This is a genomic window from Actinoallomurus purpureus (assembly GCF_024055795.1).
In the GTDB taxonomy this organism is placed as follows: domain Bacteria; phylum Actinomycetota; class Actinomycetes; order Streptosporangiales; family Streptosporangiaceae; genus Actinoallomurus; species Actinoallomurus purpureus.
Genome location: NZ_JAMXMY010000020.1, coordinates 156,796 through 176,937, shown reverse-complemented (window position 1 = coordinate 176,937; position 20,142 = coordinate 156,796). Strand labels below are relative to the sequence as shown.

Genomic DNA, 20,142 nt, shown 5'->3' with positions numbered 1-20,142 from the left:
ACATTGGCTTATCGGCAAGGTGCTGTCAACGGATCCGTCAGTGAATTCCAAATCGAATGCAATTCTGGTGAGTCGTAGATGTGCAGCCGCCCTCACTGAGGGTGAGTGCCTGTCTCGGCATCGTCCCGGATTACCTGGCAGGCTGGCCGATCTCGGCCACTATTTCATGCGTTTGTCGTATATCGCCGTACATGTAGTGAGAGAGAGGATGGGCGCGTTCATGTGTCCACCGCTCCGCTGGATCGGGCGATGCCTTTGGTGTGCCTTTGGGCTGCCGTAAATGTATTGAAGGCATGCCCGAATCCCCGGTGCGGGACGGGGAGTTCGCGTGGGTCACCTGCACGAGTTTCGGACCAGTTTTGTGGACGCCCCGAATTCGTTCGGGGCACGCTATCGGGCCCGCCGATGGGCCTGGCTGAAGGCCACGTTTCCGCAGATCGGCCAGATGTCCGTCATCGATCTCGGCGGCACCGCCGACGCGTGGCTGCGGGCGCCGGTGCGCCCGGCGCACGTTCACCTCGTCAACCTCGAATCGCCCCCTGCGGTCCTGCCCGAATGGATGGAGACCGATCGCGCCGACGCCTGTGAACTGCCGGACTCGATCCTGGGCGGACCGTACGACCTGGTCATCTCCAATTCCGTCCTCGAGCACGTCGGAGGACACGAGCGGCGGCAGCGGTTCGCGGACGCCGTACACCGTCTCGCCGACCGGCACTGGATCCAGACGCCGTACCGGTACTTCCCGGTGGAGCCGCACTGGCTGTTCCCCGGGTTTCAGTTCCTGCCGGCCGCGGCCCGGACGGTGGTCGCACGGCACTGGCCACTGGTGCACACCCCACCCGCGGACCGCGCGACGGCTCTGCGCACCGCGCTCAGCGTGGAACTCGTGAGCCGTACCGAGCTGGCGTTCTACTTTCCGGGCTCGCAGATCCGGGCCGAGCGCATGGCCGGGCTGGTCAAGTCGCTGATCGCGGTGAAGGCGTGAAAGGGCCGCCGGAGGGGTCGCGGCTCGACATCATCACCCGGCGTGACGGAGAGGCGGCCGCCCTCGTGCGCCGGTTGCTCGACCTGGCCGTGCCGGGCCTGCGCGCGTCCCACGTCGACGGCGAGTTCGTCTTCACCCGGAGCGGCGAGGGCGCGCGGCCCGTCGGGCGGAGCCTCCGCTACGCGGCGATCGCCGCGCTCGGCATGCGTGCGCTGCCCCTCGACGAGCAGCGCATCATCCTGCACGGGGACACGGTGAACGACCTCATCGACGGCCTCATGCGCCGGCTCAGCCTGCTGACGGGCCTGGGCGACGTGGCACTCGTCTGCTGGGCGGCCGCCGAGGCAGGACACGCCGACCTGCCCTACGCTCTCGACCATCTGACGCGGCTCGACGTCACCGGCGCTCCCGTGCTGACCGTCGACGCGGCCTGGGTCGTCTCCGCCCTCGTCGCCGCCGGGGTGACGGACGGGCATCTCGAACGCGCCCGCGCGCGCCTGCTCGCCGGCCGCGACGTCCTGTATCCGCACGGGCTGGACGGGCCGGGGCTGGTCCCGTGGTACCGCGCGCACGTCGGCTCCTTCGCCGACCAGGTGTACCCCATCCAGGCTCTCGCGCGGCTCGGTGACCCGGAGGCACTGAAGGCCGCGGAGGAGGCGGCGGCGATGATCTGCGCCGCGCAGGGAGACGGCGGCCAGTGGTGGTGGCACTACGACGCGCGGACCGGCGCGGTCGTCGAGGGTTACCCGGTCTACAGCGTTCACCAGCATGCGATGGGGCCGATGGCGCTCCTCGACCTCGCCGACGCAGGCGGGACGGCGCACGTCGACGCGATCCGCAAGGGCCTGCTCTGGATGGTCCGCCCGCCCGAGACCCGTGAACCACTGGTGATCGACGAGCTGGCGCTGACCTGGCGCAAGGTCGCCCGAGGCGATCCGCGCAAGATGGTCCGCGGTGTCCGGGCACTGTCGGCACGGCTCCACCCCGGCACGCGGTTGCCGCTCCTCGACCGCATCTTCCGCCCGGTCGTGATCGACCGGGAGTGCCGCCCGTATGAGTTCGGGTGGCTTCTCTACGCGTGGCTCACGGCACACAACCTGGAGGGGCGATGGAACGGGGAACTCAGCAACGGGAGCGGCGTCGAGTCCTAGAACTCTGGCTGGACGCCGTGACCGTCGACCAGGCCGTGGCCCGGTGTGTCACGGCCGTCGAACGCCGGGAACGGATCACGGTGGGCTGCGTCAACGCCGCGAAGCTCGTGCGGATGCGCAGCGACCGCCGGCTTCACGCGGCGGTGAGCGGTTGCGACCTCGTGCTGGCCGATGGGCAGTCGGTCGTCTGGGCGAGCCGGCTCCTCGGGCAGCCGCTGCCCGAGCGGGTGGCCGGCATCGACCTTCTCATCGGGCTGCTCTCCGAGGCCGCGCGCCGGGGCCAACGGGTCTACTTCCTCGGGGCGCGTGACGCCGTCTTAAGACGGATGCTCGCCGAGGTCGGCAGGCGGTACCCGGGACTGCAGGTGGCCGGTGCCCGCAACGGATACTTCTCGGCCGGTGAGGCGCCCGCGGTCGCCGAGGCCGTCCGCGACGCCCGCGCCGATCTGCTCTTCCTCGGGATGTCCTCGCCGAAGAAGGAGCTGTTCGAGAAGGAGTGGGGACCGCGCACCGGAGCGTTCGTCATCCACGGCGTCGGCGGGTCCTTCGACGTCCTCGCGGGCGAGGTCCGCCGTGCCCCCGTCTGGTGGCGCCGGCACGGCCTCGAGTGGCTCTACCGGGCCATTCAGGAGCCGATGCGGCTCGGCCCGCGATACCTCACGACCAATGTCCAATTCCTGGCCCTCCTGGCCCGCGAACTGCTCCGGGGCACATCATGAAGGTCGTCGTCGTCGGGCTCGGGTATGTCGGACTTCCACTCGCCGTCCGCTCGGCACAGGCCGGCCACCAGGTGGTCGGGTACGACGTGGACGGGGACCGGGTGAAGGCGCTGTCCGCGGGCGAGTCCTACATCGAGGACGTCGGGCCCGAGGATCTGCGGGCGGTGCTCGACGCCGGTACGTTCCACGCGTCCGCCGAGGCGCGGGCGTGCGGTGGCTTCGACGTCGCACTGATCGCCGTGCCGACGCCGCTGCGCGAGGGGCTGCCCGACCTCAGCTACACCGAGGGCGCGGCCCGTACGCTCGCCCGGTACCTGCGCCCGGGTGCCACCATCATCGTGGAGTCGACGACCTATCCGGGCACCACCGAGGAGCTCGTGGCGCCGCTCCTGGAGGACGGATCCGGTCTCATCGCCGGCACCGACTTCCATCTCGGCTACAGCCCGGAGCGCATCGATCCCGGCAACGCGACCTGGACCCTCGTCACCACACCGAAGATCGTCTCGGGTATCGACGAGGCATCGCGGGAGGCCGTGCGGAGTTTCTACGACACGATCGTGGAGACGACGGTGCCGGTGCGGTCGCCGCGTACGGCCGAGCTGGCCAAGCTGCTGGAGAACACCTTCCGGCACGTCAACATCGCGCTGGTCAACGAGATCGCGATGTTCGCCCACGGGCTCGGCGTCGACGTGTGGGAGGCGATCGACGCCGCCTCGACCAAGCCGTTCGGATTCATGCCGTTCACCCCCGGACCCGGGGTGGGCGGGCACTGCCTGCCGATCGACCCCTCGTACCTCTCGTGGCGGGTGGAACGGGCGCTCGGCCAGAACTTCCGGTTCGTGGAGCTGGCCAACGACATCAACGGCCACATGCCCGACTACGTGGTCCAAAGGGTCAGCACGGCGCTCAACGCCTGCCACAAGCCCGTCAACGGATCCAGCGTCCTGCTGCTCGGGCTCGCCTACAAGAAGAACACCGGAGACGCACGTGAGTCGCCCGCCGTACGCGCCGCCCAACTGCTCACCGCCATGGGCGCGCGCGTGAGCGGGGCCGACCCGCACGTCGTCGAGGCCACCCCCGTGGACGGCATCGTCCGCCGGGTCGAGGTCACCCCGGACGAGCTCGCGGCCGCGGACATCGTCGTGCTGGTCACGGACCACGACGCGTTCGACGTCGACGAGATCATCCGGCACGCCCCTCTCGTCCTCGACTGCCGGCGCCGCCTGGCCGGCCCCCAGGTGGAGCGGCTGTGACCGGCGAACGGCCACGGCCGACGTCCCTTCCACGGCGGACCGTGCCGTGGCAGGGTGATGGGGAGCCCGCGACCGTAGGAGACCGATGAGGGTTTTACTTCGTGCCGTCCGCGCCCGGTGGCGGCTCGCGTCGGTCCTGCTCGCGCTCACGGTCGCCGGCCTGGGAGCGGGCGTGGTGATCCTGCCGTGGACCTACCAGGGAGAGGCAAGCATGGTCTTGCTCTCCTCGCGGATCGTCGCCAAGCAGGCCGGCGGCAATCCGTACCTCGTGTTCGCCTCCTCGCTGACGGTGTCCGCCGAGGTCGTGGGACGCCGGTTGATGGACGATCAGACGGTGCAGTCCCTGCGCAAACAGGGATACACCGCCAGCTACACGGTCGGCGTCGCCCCCGACTCGGCGGGACCGGTGCTCTCGATCACGGTGACCGGCTCCGATCCCCGCACCACCGGCACGACGCTCAAGGCCCTCATCGCGGCGGTGAACTCCCAGCTCGAGACGCTGCAGAGCGGGCTGAAACCCGACGCGCGCATCACCGCCGACGTCGTCAACTCGACCGACCGGCCGCTCCGTGTCCGGAAACCGAAGATCCAGTTGCTCGGCGAGCTCCTCGCCGCCGCGCTCGGGGCGTCCGCCGGCCTGCTACTGCTCGTCCATGCGCTGGCGGATCGCCGCCGCGGCACCGGCCCGCCGGCCGCGCCGCCACAGTCTCCGGACGTACCGGCCGGGGCGATCGACTACGAGGCCATATGGCTGGAGAGCCGGCCGGGGGACCCTGGCCACCAGAGAGCGGACGACCATGCGTAACCCGATGCTGCGGCGCGCGGGCCGCACGGCGCGGGCACTGTCCGCCGCCCTGACCCGCCCATCCTGGATGCCGCCCGGGCATTTCTACTCCCCGCTGACGGCCCCGTCCGATGTGCGGAGGGCCCTCGAGTGGCGGGCGTCGCCCGCAATGCCCGGCGTCGACCTGAGAACCGGCGACCAGCTCGCCCTCGCGGAGGCCCTCGCCCCGATGATGGCCGAGCCCTTCGAGGGGCCGCGCTACGCGCCGGACAACCCGATGTACGGCGCCGGCGACGGGGCGGTCTACCGGGCGATGCTCCGTCACCTGCGGCCCGAACGCGTGATGGAGATCGGCTCCGGGCACAGCACGGCCCTCGCCCTCGACACCGCGGACGCCCACCTGCCCGGCCTGGAGGTGAGCTGCGTCGAGCCGTACCCGGACCGGCTGCTGTCGGTGCTGCGCGAAGGCGACCCGGTGACGCTCCTGACCCGGCCGGTCCAGGACGTCCCCCTCACCGCGTACGACGCGCTCGGGGCGGGTGACGTGCTCTTCATCGACTCCACGCACGTCGCGAAGGCCGGATCCGACGTGGTCTGGCTGTACCTCCAGGTGCTGCCGCGCCTGGCGGCGGGCGTCGTGGTGCACATCCACGACGTGTTCTGGCCGTTCGAATACCCCGAGGCGTGGCTGCGCGAAGGCCGCGACTGGACCGAGAACTACCTGCTGCACGCGTTCCTCGTCGGCAACGCCGACTGGGAGGTGCTGCTGTTCTCCTCATGGCTCTGGAAGGAACACCCGGACCGCGTCCCGCCCGCCCTGGCCCGCGAGGAACCCGGCTCCATCTGGCTTCGCCGCGTCTAGCGGATCGATGTGGCTGCTGTCATCCTCCATCGAGACTCGCGGCTTCCGTGCTGGGTGGCGGGCTCGACGGTGACCGGTCAGCGCATTCTCTTCAGAGGAGAATCTTCTCTCCTGAAGAGAATGCTCAGAACGAAACAGGTCGCTGCGGACCACACCGTCAAACGACCAGGCACGGCCTCGTGGCGGGGGATCACGGCGGTGGGACCGGTTCGCTGGTGTCCGCCCAGGTGTTGTTCTTCCACTGGTTGCCGGGGCCTGATCCGTCCCAGGTGGTGCCCCAGCCGAACGCCCCGCCCTTGGGGAAGTAGCGGCGGCTGAAGACGTTGCCGATGAACCGGATGTGGTGCGGCCGGCCGTACTTGCCGGCTCCGCCGTACACCGTGTAGCCGCCGCCGGCGAGCAGGTTGCCCTGGACGAGGACGTCGTGGTTGAGGCCGAAGTCCTGGTAGAGCGCCACGGCGGCGGTCTGGCCGCCGGGGTTCAGGATCGCGTTGTGCCGGACGACGAAGGTCATGCCCGGACGCGGGCCGCTGCCGGACGCCACGAGGGTCACGTGCGCGCCAGGGAAGTCCTTCGGGTCGTGGAAGTAGGAGTCCTCGATGAGCCCCTGGCTGGTCTGGACGGCCGACATCATGGTGTGGACGTTCACCCGCCGGACCGTGAGGTCGCCCGCGAAGTTGAGCACGCCGAACTCCAGCGGGCGGCCGCCGCCACCGGAGATCTCGGTGTCCTCGACGGTCAGCCCGCCGCTTCCGGCCTCCATGCGCTGCAGGATCGCCCAGTCGCCCGCGCCGATGACCCGGCAGTTGCGGATGGTGACGTTCCTGGCCAGGACCACGATGTCGCCGTGGACCTCCAGCCCGTCGAGCACGGCGCCGTCCGTCATGACCTTGATCGTTCCGGTCCGTGTCTGAAGCCGGATGCCCGGACGGACTCCGGTGGTGGCGGCGTCGGGCCAGCGCGGCGGGGCGGGCGACCGCGGCCCCGACCTGACCTGGAGCGAGGGCACCTGGGAGCGCGGCCGTGTCGTTCCGCTGCCCACCGCGGAGGCTCCAGGCGATGCCGCGGTGGCTCCCGGTCGCGCTCCACGGGAGGACGGCGAGCCCTGTGCCGCCCAGCCGGCGAGCACCGCCGACGCGGTCGCGGCGACCGCCGCGATGACGATCGCCGTCGTTAAGCGCGCGTGGCCGGTCATGGCGTCACCCCTGGGAGTGGAGGAGGCGGCGGATCCGGAGGCGTGGACGCCGCTCGGCCATCAGGGCACCGATCAGCATGGCCAGGAGACCGGCCGCCCCGATCGCGGCGAGCGCGCGCGTCCGGCGGCTGACGAGCGGGATCGGCCGGTCGGAGCTCGCCACCACATGGGTCGTGATGAGCGCGTCCGGACGGGCCCCGGCCGCCGACTGCCGATCGCGGACGTCGGCGCCGAGGACGCCGATGAGGACGGCGAGCGTGCGGGACGCCTGGGTCGGGTCATGAGAGTTGACGATCAGGGTTACGTAGGGCTGGTCGTGGACCGGCTGCTCGTCGTTCCCCCGGTTGGCGAGCACGACGTCGTAGGCGGCGGTGCCGCCCTGGCGGCGCACCCGCGCCGTGCCCTCCTGCGAGTCGAGCGACAGCGCGGTGACCGCGCCCTCGACCACGAGGCTGATGTTGAAGTTCTCGAAGCCGGTCGAGCCCGGCATCAGGAAATTGACCACCGCGCGGGTCTCATATGCGGGCCGCTCGGTCACGATGTGCAACGCCGCACCGGCGGTGACGAATATCGCCAGCAGGACCACCACCGGGTGCCGCCAGAGCAGGAGGGCGAAATCTTGTATGGTCATCGGCTCCTGCCATCTTCGCACACGAATACGTCGGCGGCCCGATAGCGCGGAAGTCCGGCTAAATCTATTGTGGATGGGTCCATGCGGGTGGGGGAACGGGGCTGATGGATCTACTCGGAACTCTTCGCGCTCTGACGCGATGGTGGTGGCTGACGCTCCTTCTCCTGCTCCTGTCGTTCGGCGGGGTCGCGTTCTTCTACACGGTGTTGCCGTGGACGTATCAGGGCACCGCGAGCGTGCTGTTTTTGTCCTCTCCCATTCAGACAAAAGAGGCTGGCGGTAATCCCTATCAGCAGTTCGCCGATTCGCTGCACATTTCCGCGGAGGCGGTCGGCCGCGCCGTGATGGACGTCCGTACGGTCGAGAGCCTGCGCAGGCACGGCTTCAACAGCGCGTACACGCTGAGCCCGGCTCCGGTGTACGCGGAGCCGGCACTGGAGGTCGAGGTCGTCGGCGTGAACCCCCGCAACATCCAGACCACGCTCGACGCGCTGCTCGCGGAGATCCCCCGGCGCCTCGCGACGATGCAGTCGGGGATGTCCGAGCGCGCCAAGGTGCGCACCCGTGTGATCGCGGTGAGCCAGGAGCCGCGGCGCGTGCCGAAGGAGAAGGTGCGGCTGCTCGTCATGGTCGTCGGCGTCGAACTCCTGCTGTGCGTCGCGCTTCCCGTCGTGGTGGACACCGTGACCGATCGACGGCGGACGGCACGGTGACGGAGATCCACCGGCCGCTGGCGCGCACGGCGCCGGTCACGATCCTCACCGCCTACGTGCTCATCCTGCTGCTCATTCCATCGCAGTACGCCATCAGCTCGCTCGGCGCCGCGGGCACCCCTGCGGGCGTCCTCGCCGTGCTCTACTTCCTCTGGTACTGCTTCGCCTGGCTGAGCCCGCGGTCGGCCGTCGCCCGTGAGCGGCAGCCGCTGCGCCTCGCGATCGGCGCCTTCCTCATCGCCGTGCTGCTCAGCTACGTCATGGCCATGACCAGGCCGCTCCAGGTGCTGGAGGTCAACGGCGCCGACCGCGGTCTCATCATCGCCGCCGGCTGGGCCGGGATCGCGCTGCTGACCGCGGACTGCGTCGAGCGTGTGGACAATCTCGAGGTGCTGCACCGCCGCATGTCCACGATCGGCGGGCTGCTGGGTGTCGTCGGGGTCACGCAGTTCTTTACCGGCCTCGACCTGGCCCGCTATATCCACGTTCCGGGTCTGGTCCAGCAGGTGCACATCTTCTCCTCCGTGCCGCGCGACGAGTTCAACCGGCCCGCCGGAACGGCCATCCACCCCATCGAGTTCGGTGTGGTGCTCGGGCTGCTCCTGCCGTTGGCGATCCACGGCGCGCGGTTCGCGCCGGAGGGGCGCCGGGGAATCCGGTGGGCGCAGGTCATCGTCATCGCCGCGGCGATGATGATGACCGTCTCGCGGTCGGCCGTGCTGGCCGCGTTCATCACGCTGGTGGTGATCCTGCCCACCTGGGACGCCGGATCCCGACGCCGCGCGTACGTGGTCGTCGTGTGCTTCGGCGCGGCGCTGTACGTGCTCACGCCGGGCCTGCTCGGCACGGTGAAGTCGCTGATCACCCACATCGGCAACGACAGCAGCACGAACTACCGGACGCATGACTATGACGCGGCCGCGCACTACTTCGCGCGAAGCCCGTGGTTCGGCCGCGGATTCGGGACGTTCCTGCCGCAGTTCTACCGGATCTTCGACAACCAGTACCTCGTCACGCTCGTGGAGATGGGGGCGGCCGGCGTGATCGCCCTCCTCGGCCTCTTCGGCACGGGCTGGTGGCTGGCGCGGCAGGCCCGCAAGATGAGCGACGATCCGCGGGTCCGGCATCTGGCCCAGTGCCTGGCCGCGTGCGTCGCCGTCGCGGCCTTCAGTTTCGGCGTGTTCGACGCCGCCTCGTTCCCGATGACCTGTGGCCTCACCTTTCTCATCCTGGGCTGCTGCGGCGCCCTGTGGCGCTTGCTGCGGCCACGGGCCGCGGCGGAGCCGTCCGCCGCAGCGCGGTCCGAACCGATCCGGAGCACCCAATGATGATCACATGTGGCGATTTCCTCGCGGTGTCCGGCCGGACGGCGGAAGCCCCCTTCGGACCCGATTCGGCGAGGCTGTCCTTCCCCGGAGGCGTCGTCTGGGCCACCGGTGAGCCGCGCGCCGGCGCGGGAATCGCGCTGTCCTTGGGGCCGCGCGACCACGCGAAGGGGCCGCCGGCGTCGGGCGATCTCGCCGACCGGCTGCGGTCGGGGGACGGCCTCGGCGACATCGCGGCGCCGTACGCCGCCGTGCTCGTCGACGGGGACACCGTCACGGCCGCCACCGACCATCTCGGGCTTCGCCACATCTACGGGGTACGGGGCGACGGCTGGGCGGCGATCTCCACCTCGGCGCGGCTCCTCGCCCGGATCGCCGGGGCTCCGCTCGACCTGCGGGCACTGGGGGCGTACCGGCTCATCGGCCACCATCTGGGCGTCGCGACGCCGTACGAGGGGGTCACCAAGCTGCCGGCCGCCCATCGCTGGCGGCTCACCGGCGGGCGGCTGCACGAGGAGCCCTACCCGGTGCCCGTCTTCGAACCGGCGGCCGATCCGGTCCGGAACACGGCGCGCGTCCTTCGCGACGACGTGGAACGCGGGCTCGACGAGCATCCCGACGCCGTGCTGCAGCTCTCCGGCGGCCTGGACTCGCGCGTGCTCCTCGCCGCCGTCCCGCCGGGCCGCCGGCGCGGGCTGCGGGCGCTGACGCTCTCTTCGGCCGAGAGCCGGGACCACGCGATCGCCACCCGCCTGGCGGAGGCGTACGGCCTGCGGCGCGACGTCATCGACCTCGGCGGCCTGGCCGCGCTCGACCCCGCGGAGGCGTACAACCTCGTGCACCGCGCGGCGCTGCGCAGCGACGGGCTCGGCAGCCCCATCGCGTTCGCCGTGCTCGACTGGGCGGAGGCACGGGCCCCGGGCGAGCCACGGATCAACGGTTTCGGCGGGGAGATGGCCCGCGCCTTCTACTACCCGGCGCAGCGGCAGCACCATCGGCCCACCCCGGCACTGGTCGATCGCCTGGCGAAGTGGCGCGTCTTCACCCTGGAGCCGGCCGACCCGGCGATGTTCCACCCCGAGTACGCGGCCGAGACCGAAGCGGCCACGCTGGCCGCTCTCCAGGACGTGTTCGCCGCCTACGACACCGACTGGCTGACGGCGACCGACGAGTTCTACGTGCGGGAACGCGCCCATCGCTGGGTCGGCGCGACGCTCACGGGAGCGTGCCTGCGCTACGTGACGCTCAGCCCGCTGCTGCACCCCGCTTTCCTGGCCGCCGCCCGGTCGCTGGCCCCGGAGGACAAGCGCGGGTCGCGGTTCAACGCGCGGGTGCTGATGGAGCTCGACCCCGAACTCGCGAGGATCCCCCTCGACACGGGGATCCGGCCGGACACCCTGCCGTCGCGCGGCCCGCTGCGCTCGTCGTACGACTTCGCGCGCCGGGCGAGCCGCAAGGTCGGGCAGCGCGTCCGGAACAGCGGCAACCCCGGCGTCGGCGTGCCGACCGTCACCGAACTGCTCGTCCGCTACTGGAGGGCCTATCCGGACCTGCTCGAACCGGTCGCCGCCACCGGCCTCGTCCGCGAGCAGTGGCTGGAGGAGATGCTGAGCGGCGCCCGCCGCCCCGGCGAGGCCACTGCCGCGTTCCTCGCCATCCTCGAGATCGCGGCCCGCCCCTGACCGATCGGCTTGACCTGTTCTGGCGTCTGTAGGCTACGCGCATGATCGCTTCCCCTGCCAACCCGCGACTGGCCCTTGGGGCGACTTTGAGCCGCGCGGGGTGCTGACATGGCGCCCTTCGTGTACCGGATCACCCCGTACAGGAGCGCGTGAGCTTGTCCCTCAAGGCGCTTCAGCCTGATCCCTGGCGGCTGTACGCCGAGGTTCATCAGGTCGGCGAGACCGTCCAGGGCATCGTCACCAAGCTGGTGCCGTTCGGCGCGTTCGCCGCGTCGCGAAAGGCGTCGAAGGCCTGGTCCATCTCGTGAAGATCCAGCCGTCTGCTGGTGACGGAATCCGATCCTCCCGTTCTCGCCCTCGGTCAGAGGTCTAGGAGAGGCAGTTGTTCGGGCTCGCTCCTGTCGACGCCAGCGTGAGGGAGTCCAGCGAAGCGTTGAAGTTCGCGCAAGGTGAGTGTGTCACCATCGCGCAGATCGTCGATCAGCGCGGTTATCAGCAGGGCGGTCCCGATGGTGTCCCAGATGGCGCGGTGAGGCTGGCTGTTGGGAGCCGGATGGATGCGTCCGCCATGAGGGTCGCCCGCCTCTCCGAGGTTGATGGGTTGTTAGTCGTCATCAAACCGTGCGGCGGTGGTGAACCGGTGCCGTAGCAACCAACGTTGGTCGTGTATCGACCGTGTTGAATCCATCCTCGCTGTGGGGGCGAGCGAGCAACTCCCCGCGGGGTGGGGCGGGCTGCGACCGGACCAAAGCCCGGCATAACGCCTGAACGTCACAGAGGGGCGAGGCCCCTTGTTCTGCGGTGTGCCCTCAGGCGGGAAAATTGCCGTGTGGCGGGACGGCGCAGAACGAGGGCAATCGCCCCGGACGGAAAAAGGTCCTGTAATCCGCTCCGGTGAGGCCTTCGAGGCCCGGGCTCGCGGTCGGTCCGCGCGGTGACGTTGGCGCCCGGCACGCCGGAGGCCTCAGGAGCGACCCCCTCAAGCCGCCCCTGAGGCCCGCTGTCCGCACGACCGTCTTCGGGGAGGACGACCGTGCGGAGCTCTACTGATCGGGCAACGGCGGACGCGGCCAGGTCTCGGCCCCTCAGCCTTGCTCCGACGGTGACCTCGTCGTACACGGCCCTGTCCTCCTGGAACCTCGACAGCTCCCGGGTACGCAGACAGGGCCGCGCTCATTCCAGGAATTCCCGCAGCCCGGTGCAGCTGCCGTAGACGTCGTCCCCGCAGATGGAATCGAAGGTCGGCCCGTCGGCCCGGGCGTCTTCGCAGATGTCCATGGCCAGCTGCCCCTTGGTTCGGAACCGCAGGTCTAGCGGCAGACCGGTGACCAGCGACGTCACCGGGTCAGGTCTGTACCGAAGTCCTGCCTCCTCGGCCGACCCATTGCTTTACCTATCGAATATCGATAGATTTTCATCGAAAATCGATCGAAGGAGAAATGATGGGAGAGCTGACAGTGCGTGCGCTGCGCGCCGTGCTCGTAGGGGTGCTCGCCATCACCGTGTTCGTTCAGGCAGTGCTGGTGTGGGCGTTGTTCACCGACCCGGAGGACGGGTCGCTCCCGCTGACCCCGCTCCGCGTGATCGTGATCCTGGGCGTCGTGTCGGCCCAGGTCATCGTGGTCTGTGTATGGCGGCTGGTGACGATGGTGCGACGCGGAACCGTGTTCTCCCACGCCGCCTTCCGGTACGTGGACGTCGTGATCGGCGCGATCGTGGCGGCCGCTCTCTTGTGGTTCACGCTCACCGCCCTCTTGGCGCCACACCATCGGGACAACCCGGGCATAACCGTCATCATGGGCGGGATCGGCATGGCGGTCCTGGGGGGCGCGCTAATCGTGCTCGTGCTGCGGATGCTGCTCGCCCAGGCTGTCGCGCGCGACGCCGAAGCGGCGCAGATGCAGGCCGAGCTGGACGAGGTGATCTGATGCCGATCACCGTCGACATCGACGTGATGCTGGCCAAGCGGAAGCTGTCCGTGGGCGAACTCGCGGACCGCGTCGGGATCACCCCCGCCAACCTGGCGGTACTCAAGAACGGCCGAGCCAAGGCGGTGCGCTTCGCGACACTCGCCGCGCTCTGCGAGGCGCTCGACTGCCAGCCGGGAGACCTGCTGCGTTTTGAAGCCAAGGACACCGCGGACGGGAGGCGTCAGTCGTCGGCAACGGTGGCGAAGGCCGAAGCGGAAGACGGACCCTAGTATCCGGTTCCCGCGCCGTGAGACACGCCGGATGGGTTAAAGATCAAGCTAGAGGGCCTTGCGGAGGGCGGTGGCGACGTGGGCCTGCTGCTCCTCGGTGATGTGCGGGAACATCGGCAACGAGAGGATCTCCGTCGCCGCCGTCTCGGTGACGGGGAAGTCTCCGGGGGCGTGTCCCAGGTCGCGGAAGGCCGGCTGCAGGTGGATCGGCACGGGGTAGTGGATGCCGGTCCGGATCCCCATTCCGGCCAGGGCCTGCGCCACCTCGTCGCGGCGGGGCACTCGGATGACGTACAGGTGCCAGACGTGCATGTTGCCGGTGGCCTCGGCGGGCAGCGTGACGTCGGGAAGGCCGTCCAGCAGCGCGGCGTAGCGCGCTGCGGCGACGCGGCGGCGCCCGTTCCAGTCCGCGAGGCGGCGCAGTTTCGCGCGCAGCACGACCGCCTGCAGGGTGTCCAGGCGCGAGTTGAAGCCGAGCGTCTCGTGGCGGTACTTCACCTCGCTGCCGTGGTCGCCGAGGAGCCGCACCTTGCGGGCCAGTTCGGCGGAGTCGGTGAGCACGGCTCCCGCGTCGCCGTACGCGCCGAGGTTCTTGCCGGGGTAGAAGCTGGTCGCGGCGAGCCGGCCGAAGAGGCCGCGGCCGTCCTGCGACGCCCCCTGGGACTGGGCCGCGTCCTCCACGACGGGGATCCCGTGCGCCGCGATGGCGGCCATCGGCGGCAGCTGGCCGTACAGGTGCACCGGCACGATCGCGGCCGTCCGCGGCCCGATCGCCGAGCGCAGCAGGCGGGGTTCGAGCAGCAGATGATCGGGGTCGACGTCGACGAGGACAGGCCGCGCGCCGGTCCGGACGACCGCCTCGGCGGTCGCCACGAACGTGTTCGCCGGGAGGACGACCTCGCGGCCCGGCCCGCACCCCAGCGCGCGGAGCGCGAGCTCGAGCGCGTCGGTGCCGTTGGCGACGCCGATGCAGTGGCCCGCGCCGGAGAAGGCGGCGTACTCCCGCTCGAAGGCGCCGACGTCGGGGCCCTGGACGAATGCGGTGGTGTCGAGCACCCGGTCGAAGCCCGCCCGGATCTCGCGTGCGACTTCGGCGTGCGCGGCGGCGAGGTCGACGAAGGGAACGTCAGGCATGGCGGTGCTCCTCGGAGACGTGGCGCAGGTAGCGCGCCGGATTGCCGGCCCAGACCTCTCCGGCCGGTACGTCGCGCGTGACGACCGCGCCCATGCCGAGCAGGGCGCCCGGACCGATCGTGCGGCCCTCCCGTACGAGCGCGCCGGCGCCCAGGTAGGCGCCTCGCCCCACGTGCACGCCTCCGGCGAGCCGGACTCCCGAGGCGATGGTGACGAAGTCCGCCACGACGTCATCGTGCGTCAGGGTGACGTGCGGCATGATCGCGACATGCGCGCCGACCCGCACCGACGCGGTGAGCACGACCTGCGCGAGCAGCACCGAGCCCGGGCCGACCCGCGACGACGCCGACACCCAGGCGGTCGGGTGCACGAGGGTGGCGTAGCGCTCGGGCGGCAGGTCGAGCCGGTCGACGAGGCGCGCCCGGACACGGTTGTCGCGCGGGCTCCCGAGGCACACAACGACCTGGGCGCCGGGCGGGACCTCCTTGGTCCCGCCGAGCACCAGAGCGCCGTCGACGTCCGTACCCTGCTTGGCCGGATCGTCGTCCAGGAAGCCCAGCAGCCGTTCGCCGGCGAGCTGCGCGGTCTCGCGCCCGAAGCCGCCCGCACCGACGATCACCAGATCACGCATGTTCGGCTCCTCGCAGCTCCCTGAGCACGCCCCGCATCCGGTAGACCAGCAGACCGATCGCGGCGACCGCGATGATGCCGGCGACGGCGAGGGCGAGCAGGTCGAATGGGATCGCGCGGTGGACCAGGACGGCGGCCGGCCCGACCACCGAGGCGACCAGCACCGCCGGCGCGACGCGGGCACCGACGGCGCGGACGCCGATGCCCACCCGGCGCAGCTGCACCAGGTACAGCGGCAGCGGCACGAGCGCGGCGACGGCGGCGTGCGCGGCGGCGACCCCGGCGATGCCGTCCAGCCGCGCGCCGATGACCAGCGCCGGCACCAGGACGGACAGCCAGATGACCTGGATCGTGAATACCGCGCGGGTACGGGTGAGGACGACGAAATAGTCGTACATCAGTTCGAAGAGGATCCGGAGCCCGCCGAGCAGCGCCAGCCAGAACAGGGCCGCGGCAGCGGGTTCCCACCGGGTCCCGTACACGAAGCGGACCAGCGGCCCGGCCGCCCCACCGAGGAGCAGGCACACCGGTAGGGTCACCGCGGTGAGCAGCCCCGCGGTGGACAGGAACGTGCGCCGCATCGCCGGGACGTCGTGCTGGAGGCGGGCGAAGGCCGCCGGTGCGACGCTGCGGACCGGTTGGGAGAACATGCCCACCGGCCAGTTCGACAGGTTGAAGGCCAGCACGTAGAAGCCGAGCGCGGTGGCGCCGAGCACGTCGCCGACCACGAACTGGTCCACGCCGCCCACCGCGAAGACGACGACGCTCGACCCGGCGAGCGGCAGGCCGAACCGCAGCAGCCGCCGCGCCACCGCGCGGTCGAAGCCGAACCGCGGCGGCTCCGGGGAGAAGGCCACCAGCAGCACGCCCGAGCCGACGGCGCCCGCCAGCCGCCCGATCGCCAGGCTCATCGCCCCCCAGCCGGTGAGGGCGAGCGCGACGGACACGGCCGCCCCGCCCCAGCTGTTGACCTGGTCGGCGATCATCTTGCGGTCCTGGCGGAAGGCCCGCTGCAGCATGGCCGCCGGGGTGGCGACCAGGCCGTCGATCAGCACGCTGAGCGTGAGCAGCCGGATGACTCCGGTGGCCGCGGGCGCGCCCATCGCCGCCGCGAAGGCGGGCGCCCCGGCGAAGCAGCCCGCGTAGACCAGCCCGCTGGAGATCACAGAGATGGTCGCCACGGTCGGCGCGATCTCCCGTGGCTCGCCGGGCCAGCGTACGACCGCCAGGCTCACGCCGAGCTCGTTGAAGCTCAGCACCGCGAGAAGCGCCACCATCGCGACCGCGAAGACACCGAACTCCGCCGGGCCGAGGACCCGGGCCAGCAGGATGCCGATGGCGAGCGTGCCGAACCGCCCCAGCACGGTGTTGAGGAAGCTCCATCCGAGGGCGCGGGACGCCTGCCGGAACAGCGTCATCGCGAGCCCATGGGGCGGCTCACCGGTCGCGAACCCTGCCCGCTCCCCGCGACCGCGTTGAAGTCGTCGCGCGCGGCCGTGCCGCGCAGCCGCCGGTAGCGGCGGCGGAGCTTGTACGCCAGCACCCGCCCGGCGGTGCTCGCCGGCTCACCGGCGGGAGAGCGCCAGGCCAGCGCGTCGCGGTAGATCTCCTCCTGAACGCGCGCCGCCCGCCGGAGCCCGAACCGCTCGACGACCAGATCCCGGCCATACGCGCCCAGTTCGGCGCCCCTGTCCGGGCGGGCGACCAGCTCGCGCAGGATCGTCGCAAGCCGCACGGCCCCCTGCCCGTCGCCGAGGCCGTACCAGCCCTGCTTCAGGAACAGGCCGCACGACTCCGGCGTCAGCAGCTCGAAGAACCCCCGCTCGCCCTGGACGATCAGCGGGCGGCCGAACGCGAGCGCCCGCAGCGCCGAGCCGCCCATCGCCAGCGCGACCGAGGCCGCGGCGTACGCGGGACGGGGATCGTCGAGCCGCCCGGTGAGGACGACGGCGCGGCGGCCGAGAGCCGCGTTGATCTGCGCCGCGCGGGCCTCGACGGCCGGCCGGGCCGGGCCGTCGCCGACGATGACGAGCCGGATCGGCAGTTCCCGGCCGAGCTCGCCGACGACGTCGACGGCCGTGAGCACCCCTTCGAGCTTGAGCTCCTGGACGAGGCGACCGACGACCACCACGTCGAAGTGGTCCTCATCGAGCGCGAACCGTGCCCTGAACTCGTGGGATGGGTGCCCCGGCGCGTTGGCGTCCACGTCGATCGGCGGCTCGATGAGATGGACCGGGCCCGGCCGTCCCTCGGCCGTGCGTTCGCGGAGCTCGTGCGTGCCCACCACGAGCGGCAGCGACGCCGGAAGGAAGGGCGCGACGGACATCGACATCACCGTGCACACGGCCGCCGCCCGCCGGCCCGCCGCGTAGTACGCCTCGATCCCGGGTGGCCACTCGTACCCGTGGACGACGTCGTACCCGCGTTCGGCGATCAGCCGGCGCAGGAGCCGTACGGTCGCCGGGGAGGGCCGTCGCCGGCCGGCGTCCAGGGGCAGGTGTTCGAGGCCGAGCGAGGTCACCCGCTCGACCAGCGGGCCCGGTTCGGCGATCACGGCGACCTCGTGGCCGAGGTCCCGGACCGCGGCGGCCAGCTCGATCGCGTTCAGCTGGCTGCCGCCGATCTCCATCGCGTGCGGGTAGACCAGGATTCTCACCGCGCCTCCGCGATGACGGAGACGACCCGGTCCTGCTCGGCATCGGTCATCTCGTGGAACAGCGGAAGGATCAGGGAACGCCGCGTCAGCCGTTCGGTCACCGGGAGGTCGGCGGGCGTACCGGCGTAGGCGGGCTCGAGATGGGCGGCCATGATGCCGCGCCGGGCCGAGATCCCCTCTTCGGCGAGCCGCGCCAGGAGGGCGTCGCGGCCGATGGGGTGGTCGTCGGGCAGCACGATCCAGAACGACTGGTAGTTGGTCTCGCCGTACGCCGGGTCGCGTGCCGTCTCGAAGCCGGGCAGCAGCCTCTGGTACCGCGCGGCCAGGGCACGCCGGCGCGCGATGATCTCGTCGAGACGCTTCAGCTGGACGAGCCCGATCGCCGCCTGGATGTCGGTCATCCGGTAGTTGAAGCCCGTTTCGGAGTACTCCTCGACGACGGCCGTGCGGCTGGCGTGCCGCTCGGCGGCGCTCACGCTCATCCCGTGCTCGCGAAGCCGCCGCGCCCGCCGTGCCCAGTCGCCGGAGCGCGTGGTGAGCATGCCGCCCTCGCCGGTCGTGATCAGCTTGCGCGGGTGGAAGGACCATGCGGCGACCTCGGCCCCCGCGCCGACCGGCCTGCCGCGATAGGTCGAGCCCGCCGCGCAGGCCGCGTCCTCGATCACCGGGACGCCGAGCGCGGTGATCTCGTCGAGGTCGCACGGGATCCCGGCCTGGTCCACGGCGATCACCGCGCGGGTCCGTGCGTTGATCGCCGTCTCGACGGTCTTGGCGGTGACGTTGCCGGTGGTCGCGTCGACGTCGGCGAAGACCGGGGTGGCGCCGCAGTACCGCACGGCGTTCGCGGTCGCGATGAACGACAGCGACGGCACGACGACCTCGTCGCCGGCACCCACGCCCACGAGGAGGAGCGCCAGATGCAGTGCGGTCGTGCACGATGACGTGGCCACGCCGTGGCCGGCGCCGACGCGGCCGGCGAACGCGCGCTCGAACTCCGCGACCCGTGGCCCCTGCGCCACCCAGCCCGACCGTACGGCCTCGGCGGCGGCCGCAGCCTCCTCATCGCCCAGCACGGGCCTGATCACCGGGATCATGCGTCCTCCAATTCGAGCAGGGCGGCGAGGTCGCGAGCCCGCCGGGACCAGGTGTGCCGTTCCGCGAAGCCGCGTCGCCGCGCCTGGAGCTCCGGTGTCCGGGGTGTCGCGAGCTCCTCCTCGACGGCGGCCGCGAAGCCGTCACGGGCAGCCGTGCGCACGAGGTCCGTGCCGAGCCATGCCGTCGCCGGCAGGTCGGTCGAGACCACGCCACGGCCGGCGGCGAGGTAGTCGAGAGTCTTGATCGGGAAGCTGGCACGGTTGAAGTCGCTGGTCGCGTACGGCGTGAGGCCCACGTCGATGACCCTCAGGTACGACGCCAGCTCCTCGACGGGCTTGCGCCCCGTCCAGCACACGTTCGCCCGCGCGACCAAGGCCGCGAAGCGCGCCGGCTCGTACGACGGGTCGTGCGGGCCGACGAGCAGCAGCGGGCGGCCGGAGCCCGCGACGGCCTCCAGGAGCGTGAGGTCGATCCGCGCGTTGATGTGCCCGACGAACCCGGCGACAGGACCGGCGAAGGACCCGGGCACGTCGTCGGGCCACGGCGCCGCGTCGGCGTCGACGGGAGTGCAGCCGTTCGGGATCACCACTGCCCCTGCGAACCTCTCCCGCAGCACGGGCGAGACGACCGCGACCGCGTCGGCGCGGGCGAGCTGCCGGGCCTGCGCCGCCCGCAGGTGCCGCGCCGAATGGCCCAGCAGCGTCGCGCCCGCCACGAGGTCGTCGGTGGCGTAGTACACGGCGCGCGCACCCGGCACGGCGCCGAGCAGATCGCCGGGACCCGCGACGACCACGGCCGGCACGCGCATCCCGAGCCCGGCGGCGGCACGACGGGCCGCCCGGCGGATGAGCGCGTCGGTGACGGGGCGCATGCCGGGGCGCTGGGCGCCGGGCAGCACCCGTGGGGTGAGCCACCACAGGCCCGCGCGTACCTCGCGCAACGCCGGACCGCGCAGCGACGCCGCGAGGTGCGGGTGGACCAAGGGGGTCAGTACCGAGCGCGGCGGGTCGACGTAGAGGACGGGCGTCAGGGCTGCGAGGCCATCCGCCATGCGCCGGTCCGTGCCCGCCACCCCGTCATAGCCCGTGCCCCCGAAGTAGACGACCAGGTTCACGAGGCGCTCACGG

General features: G+C 71.4%; 21 protein-coding genes and 1 pseudogene. 13 read left to right on the top strand and 9 right to left on the bottom strand.

All coding sequences use genetic code 11. The features are described from left to right. The first annotated feature begins 445 nt into the window (after positions 1–445). The 6 genes from NE236_RS31745 to NE236_RS31720 all read left to right on the top strand — a co-directional run bounded on the left by NE236_RS31745 (position 446) and on the right by NE236_RS31720 (position 5,754). Positions 446–985, top strand: coding sequence for a class I SAM-dependent methyltransferase (locus tag NE236_RS31745; protein WP_252845892.1), 540 nt, complete (start codon positions 446–448; stop codon positions 983–985). Then, positions 982–2,136, top strand: a complete 1,155-nt coding sequence (locus tag NE236_RS31740) for a hypothetical protein (protein WP_252845891.1) — start codon at positions 982–984, stop codon at positions 2,134–2,136. The genes NE236_RS31745 and NE236_RS31740 overlap by 4 nt, the downstream gene beginning before the upstream one ends. Then, entirely contained in the window at positions 2,094–2,855 is a 762-nt protein-coding gene (locus NE236_RS31735) for a WecB/TagA/CpsF family glycosyltransferase (protein WP_252845890.1), read from the top strand. Before NE236_RS31740 ends, NE236_RS31735 begins: the two co-directional genes overlap by 43 nt. Next, positions 2,852–4,108 (top strand): nucleotide sugar dehydrogenase, encoded by a 1,257-nt coding sequence (locus tag NE236_RS31730; protein ID WP_252845888.1) that lies wholly within the window; start codon positions 2,852–2,854, stop codon positions 4,106–4,108. Before NE236_RS31735 ends, NE236_RS31730 begins: the two co-directional genes overlap by 4 nt. Before the next feature lie 85 nt (positions 4,109–4,193). Then, positions 4,194–4,913 carry a YveK family protein gene (locus tag NE236_RS31725; RefSeq protein WP_252845886.1) on the top strand — a complete coding sequence of 240 codons (720 nt, stop codon included), beginning with the start codon at positions 4,194–4,196 and terminating at the stop codon, positions 4,911–4,913. Beyond that, positions 4,906–5,754, top strand: a complete 849-nt coding sequence (locus tag NE236_RS31720) for a class I SAM-dependent methyltransferase (RefSeq protein ID WP_252845885.1) — start codon at positions 4,906–4,908, stop codon at positions 5,752–5,754. Before NE236_RS31725 ends, NE236_RS31720 begins: the two co-directional genes overlap by 8 nt. Positions 5,755–5,944: 190 nt before the next feature. Here NE236_RS31720 and NE236_RS31715 read toward each other — a convergent pair whose 3' ends face one another. Both NE236_RS31715 and NE236_RS31710 read right to left on the bottom strand, forming a co-directional pair. After that, a complete protein-coding gene (locus NE236_RS31715) occupies positions 5,945–6,949 on the bottom strand; it encodes a right-handed parallel beta-helix repeat-containing protein (protein WP_252845883.1) in 1,005 nt (334 codons plus the stop codon). A 4-nt stretch (positions 6,950–6,953) separates the two neighbouring features. Beyond that, a complete protein-coding gene (locus tag NE236_RS31710; RefSeq protein ID WP_252845882.1) occupies positions 6,954–7,580 on the bottom strand; it encodes a hypothetical protein in 627 nt (208 codons plus the stop codon). Positions 7,581–7,684: 104 nt separating this feature from the next. On the opposite strand from NE236_RS31710, the gene NE236_RS31705 reads away from it, so the two are divergent. The 5 genes and pseudogenes from NE236_RS31705 to NE236_RS31685 all read left to right on the top strand — a co-directional run bounded on the left by NE236_RS31705 (position 7,685) and on the right by NE236_RS31685 (position 11,949). Next, positions 7,685–8,293 (top strand): hypothetical protein, encoded by a 609-nt coding sequence (locus tag NE236_RS31705; protein WP_252845881.1) that lies wholly within the window; start codon positions 7,685–7,687, stop codon positions 8,291–8,293. Then, the gene (locus NE236_RS31700; RefSeq protein ID WP_252845880.1) at positions 8,290–9,621 is read left to right on the top strand and encodes an O-antigen ligase family protein; all 1,332 of its coding nucleotides are present in this window, start codon (positions 8,290–8,292) and stop codon (positions 9,619–9,621) included. The genes NE236_RS31705 and NE236_RS31700 overlap by 4 nt, the downstream gene beginning before the upstream one ends. After that, positions 9,618–11,300: a hypothetical protein gene (locus tag NE236_RS31695; protein ID WP_252845879.1), complete on the top strand. Its 1,683-nt coding sequence runs from the start codon at positions 9,618–9,620 to the stop codon at positions 11,298–11,300. Before NE236_RS31700 ends, NE236_RS31695 begins: the two co-directional genes overlap by 4 nt. 140 nt (positions 11,301–11,440) lie before the next feature. Then, positions 11,441–11,613: pseudogene (locus tag NE236_RS31690) on the top strand (S1 RNA-binding domain-containing protein); the annotation flags it as partial. 69 nt (positions 11,614–11,682) lie between these two features. Then, entirely contained in the window at positions 11,683–11,949 is a 267-nt protein-coding gene (locus tag NE236_RS31685) for a hypothetical protein (RefSeq protein ID WP_252845878.1), read from the top strand. A 524-nt stretch (positions 11,950–12,473) separates the two neighbouring features. On the opposite strand, the gene NE236_RS31680 is transcribed toward NE236_RS31685, so the two are convergent. Next, positions 12,474–12,641 (bottom strand): hypothetical protein, encoded by a 168-nt coding sequence (locus NE236_RS31680; RefSeq protein WP_252845877.1) that lies wholly within the window; start codon positions 12,639–12,641, stop codon positions 12,474–12,476. Positions 12,642–12,742: 101 nt separating this feature from the next. Here NE236_RS31680 and NE236_RS31675 point away from each other — a divergent pair, with 101 nt between their 5' ends. Next, positions 12,743–13,228: a DUF2975 domain-containing protein gene (locus tag NE236_RS31675; protein ID WP_252845876.1), complete on the top strand. Its 486-nt coding sequence runs from the start codon at positions 12,743–12,745 to the stop codon at positions 13,226–13,228. Continuing rightward, positions 13,228–13,500 (top strand): helix-turn-helix domain-containing protein, encoded by a 273-nt coding sequence (locus tag NE236_RS31670; protein ID WP_252845874.1) that lies wholly within the window; start codon positions 13,228–13,230, stop codon positions 13,498–13,500. Before NE236_RS31675 ends, NE236_RS31670 begins: the two co-directional genes overlap by 1 nt. A gap of 48 nt (positions 13,501–13,548) precedes the next feature. On the opposite strand, the gene NE236_RS31665 is transcribed toward NE236_RS31670, so the two are convergent. Genes NE236_RS31665 through NE236_RS31640 form a run of 6 tightly spaced genes read right to left on the bottom strand, consistent with a single transcriptional unit; the run spans position 13,549 to position 20,129 of the window. After that, the gene (locus NE236_RS31665; RefSeq protein ID WP_252845873.1) at positions 13,549–14,634 is read right to left on the bottom strand and encodes a DegT/DnrJ/EryC1/StrS family aminotransferase; all 1,086 of its coding nucleotides are present in this window, start codon (positions 14,632–14,634) and stop codon (positions 13,549–13,551) included. Next, the gene (locus NE236_RS31660) at positions 14,627–15,265 is read right to left on the bottom strand and encodes an acetyltransferase (protein ID WP_252845872.1); all 639 of its coding nucleotides are present in this window, start codon (positions 15,263–15,265) and stop codon (positions 14,627–14,629) included. The genes NE236_RS31665 and NE236_RS31660 overlap by 8 nt, the downstream gene beginning before the upstream one ends. Further along, positions 15,258–16,682, bottom strand: coding sequence for an oligosaccharide flippase family protein (locus NE236_RS31655; protein ID WP_252845871.1), 1,425 nt, complete (start codon positions 16,680–16,682; stop codon positions 15,258–15,260). Before NE236_RS31655 ends, NE236_RS31660 begins: the two co-directional genes overlap by 8 nt. After that, the gene (locus NE236_RS31650) at positions 16,679–17,920 is read right to left on the bottom strand and encodes a glycosyltransferase (protein ID WP_252845870.1); all 1,242 of its coding nucleotides are present in this window, start codon (positions 17,918–17,920) and stop codon (positions 16,679–16,681) included. The genes NE236_RS31655 and NE236_RS31650 overlap by 4 nt, the downstream gene beginning before the upstream one ends. After that, a complete protein-coding gene (locus NE236_RS31645; protein WP_252845869.1) occupies positions 17,917–19,014 on the bottom strand; it encodes a DegT/DnrJ/EryC1/StrS family aminotransferase in 1,098 nt (365 codons plus the stop codon). Before NE236_RS31645 ends, NE236_RS31650 begins: the two co-directional genes overlap by 4 nt. Next, positions 19,011–20,129, bottom strand: coding sequence for a glycosyltransferase (locus NE236_RS31640; protein WP_252845868.1), 1,119 nt, complete (start codon positions 20,127–20,129; stop codon positions 19,011–19,013). Before NE236_RS31640 ends, NE236_RS31645 begins: the two co-directional genes overlap by 4 nt. Positions 20,130–20,142: the final 13 nt, after the last annotated feature.

Coding starts and splice junctions, on each gene's coding strand:
- NE236_RS31645 (WP_252845869.1), bottom strand. CDS start 19,014: ATGATCCCGGTGATCAGGCCCGTGCTGGGCGATGAGGAGGCTGCGGCC.
- NE236_RS31665 (WP_252845873.1), bottom strand. CDS start 14,634: ATGCCTGACGTTCCCTTCGTCGACCTCGCCGCCGCGCACGCCGAAGTC.
- NE236_RS31715 (WP_252845883.1), bottom strand. CDS start 6,949: ATGACCGGCCACGCGCGCTTAACGACGGCGATCGTCATCGCGGCGGTC.
- NE236_RS31735 (WP_252845890.1), top strand. CDS start 2,094: ATGGAACGGGGAACTCAGCAACGGGAGCGGCGTCGAGTCCTAGAACTC.
- NE236_RS31705 (WP_252845881.1), top strand. CDS start 7,685: ATGGATCTACTCGGAACTCTTCGCGCTCTGACGCGATGGTGGTGGCTG.
- NE236_RS31730 (WP_252845888.1), top strand. CDS start 2,852: ATGAAGGTCGTCGTCGTCGGGCTCGGGTATGTCGGACTTCCACTCGCC.
- NE236_RS31725 (WP_252845886.1), top strand. CDS start 4,194: ATGAGGGTTTTACTTCGTGCCGTCCGCGCCCGGTGGCGGCTCGCGTCG.
- NE236_RS31695 (WP_252845879.1), top strand. CDS start 9,618: ATGATGATCACATGTGGCGATTTCCTCGCGGTGTCCGGCCGGACGGCG.
- NE236_RS31670 (WP_252845874.1), top strand. CDS start 13,228: ATGCCGATCACCGTCGACATCGACGTGATGCTGGCCAAGCGGAAGCTG.
- NE236_RS31675 (WP_252845876.1), top strand. CDS start 12,743: ATGGGAGAGCTGACAGTGCGTGCGCTGCGCGCCGTGCTCGTAGGGGTG.
- NE236_RS31720 (WP_252845885.1), top strand. CDS start 4,906: ATGCGTAACCCGATGCTGCGGCGCGCGGGCCGCACGGCGCGGGCACTG.
- NE236_RS31655 (WP_252845871.1), bottom strand. CDS start 16,682: ATGACGCTGTTCCGGCAGGCGTCCCGCGCCCTCGGATGGAGCTTCCTC.
- NE236_RS31660 (WP_252845872.1), bottom strand. CDS start 15,265: ATGCGTGATCTGGTGATCGTCGGTGCGGGCGGCTTCGGGCGCGAGACC.
- NE236_RS31745 (WP_252845892.1), top strand. CDS start 446: ATGTCCGTCATCGATCTCGGCGGCACCGCCGACGCGTGGCTGCGGGCG.
- NE236_RS31710 (WP_252845882.1), bottom strand. CDS start 7,580: ATGACCATACAAGATTTCGCCCTCCTGCTCTGGCGGCACCCGGTGGTG.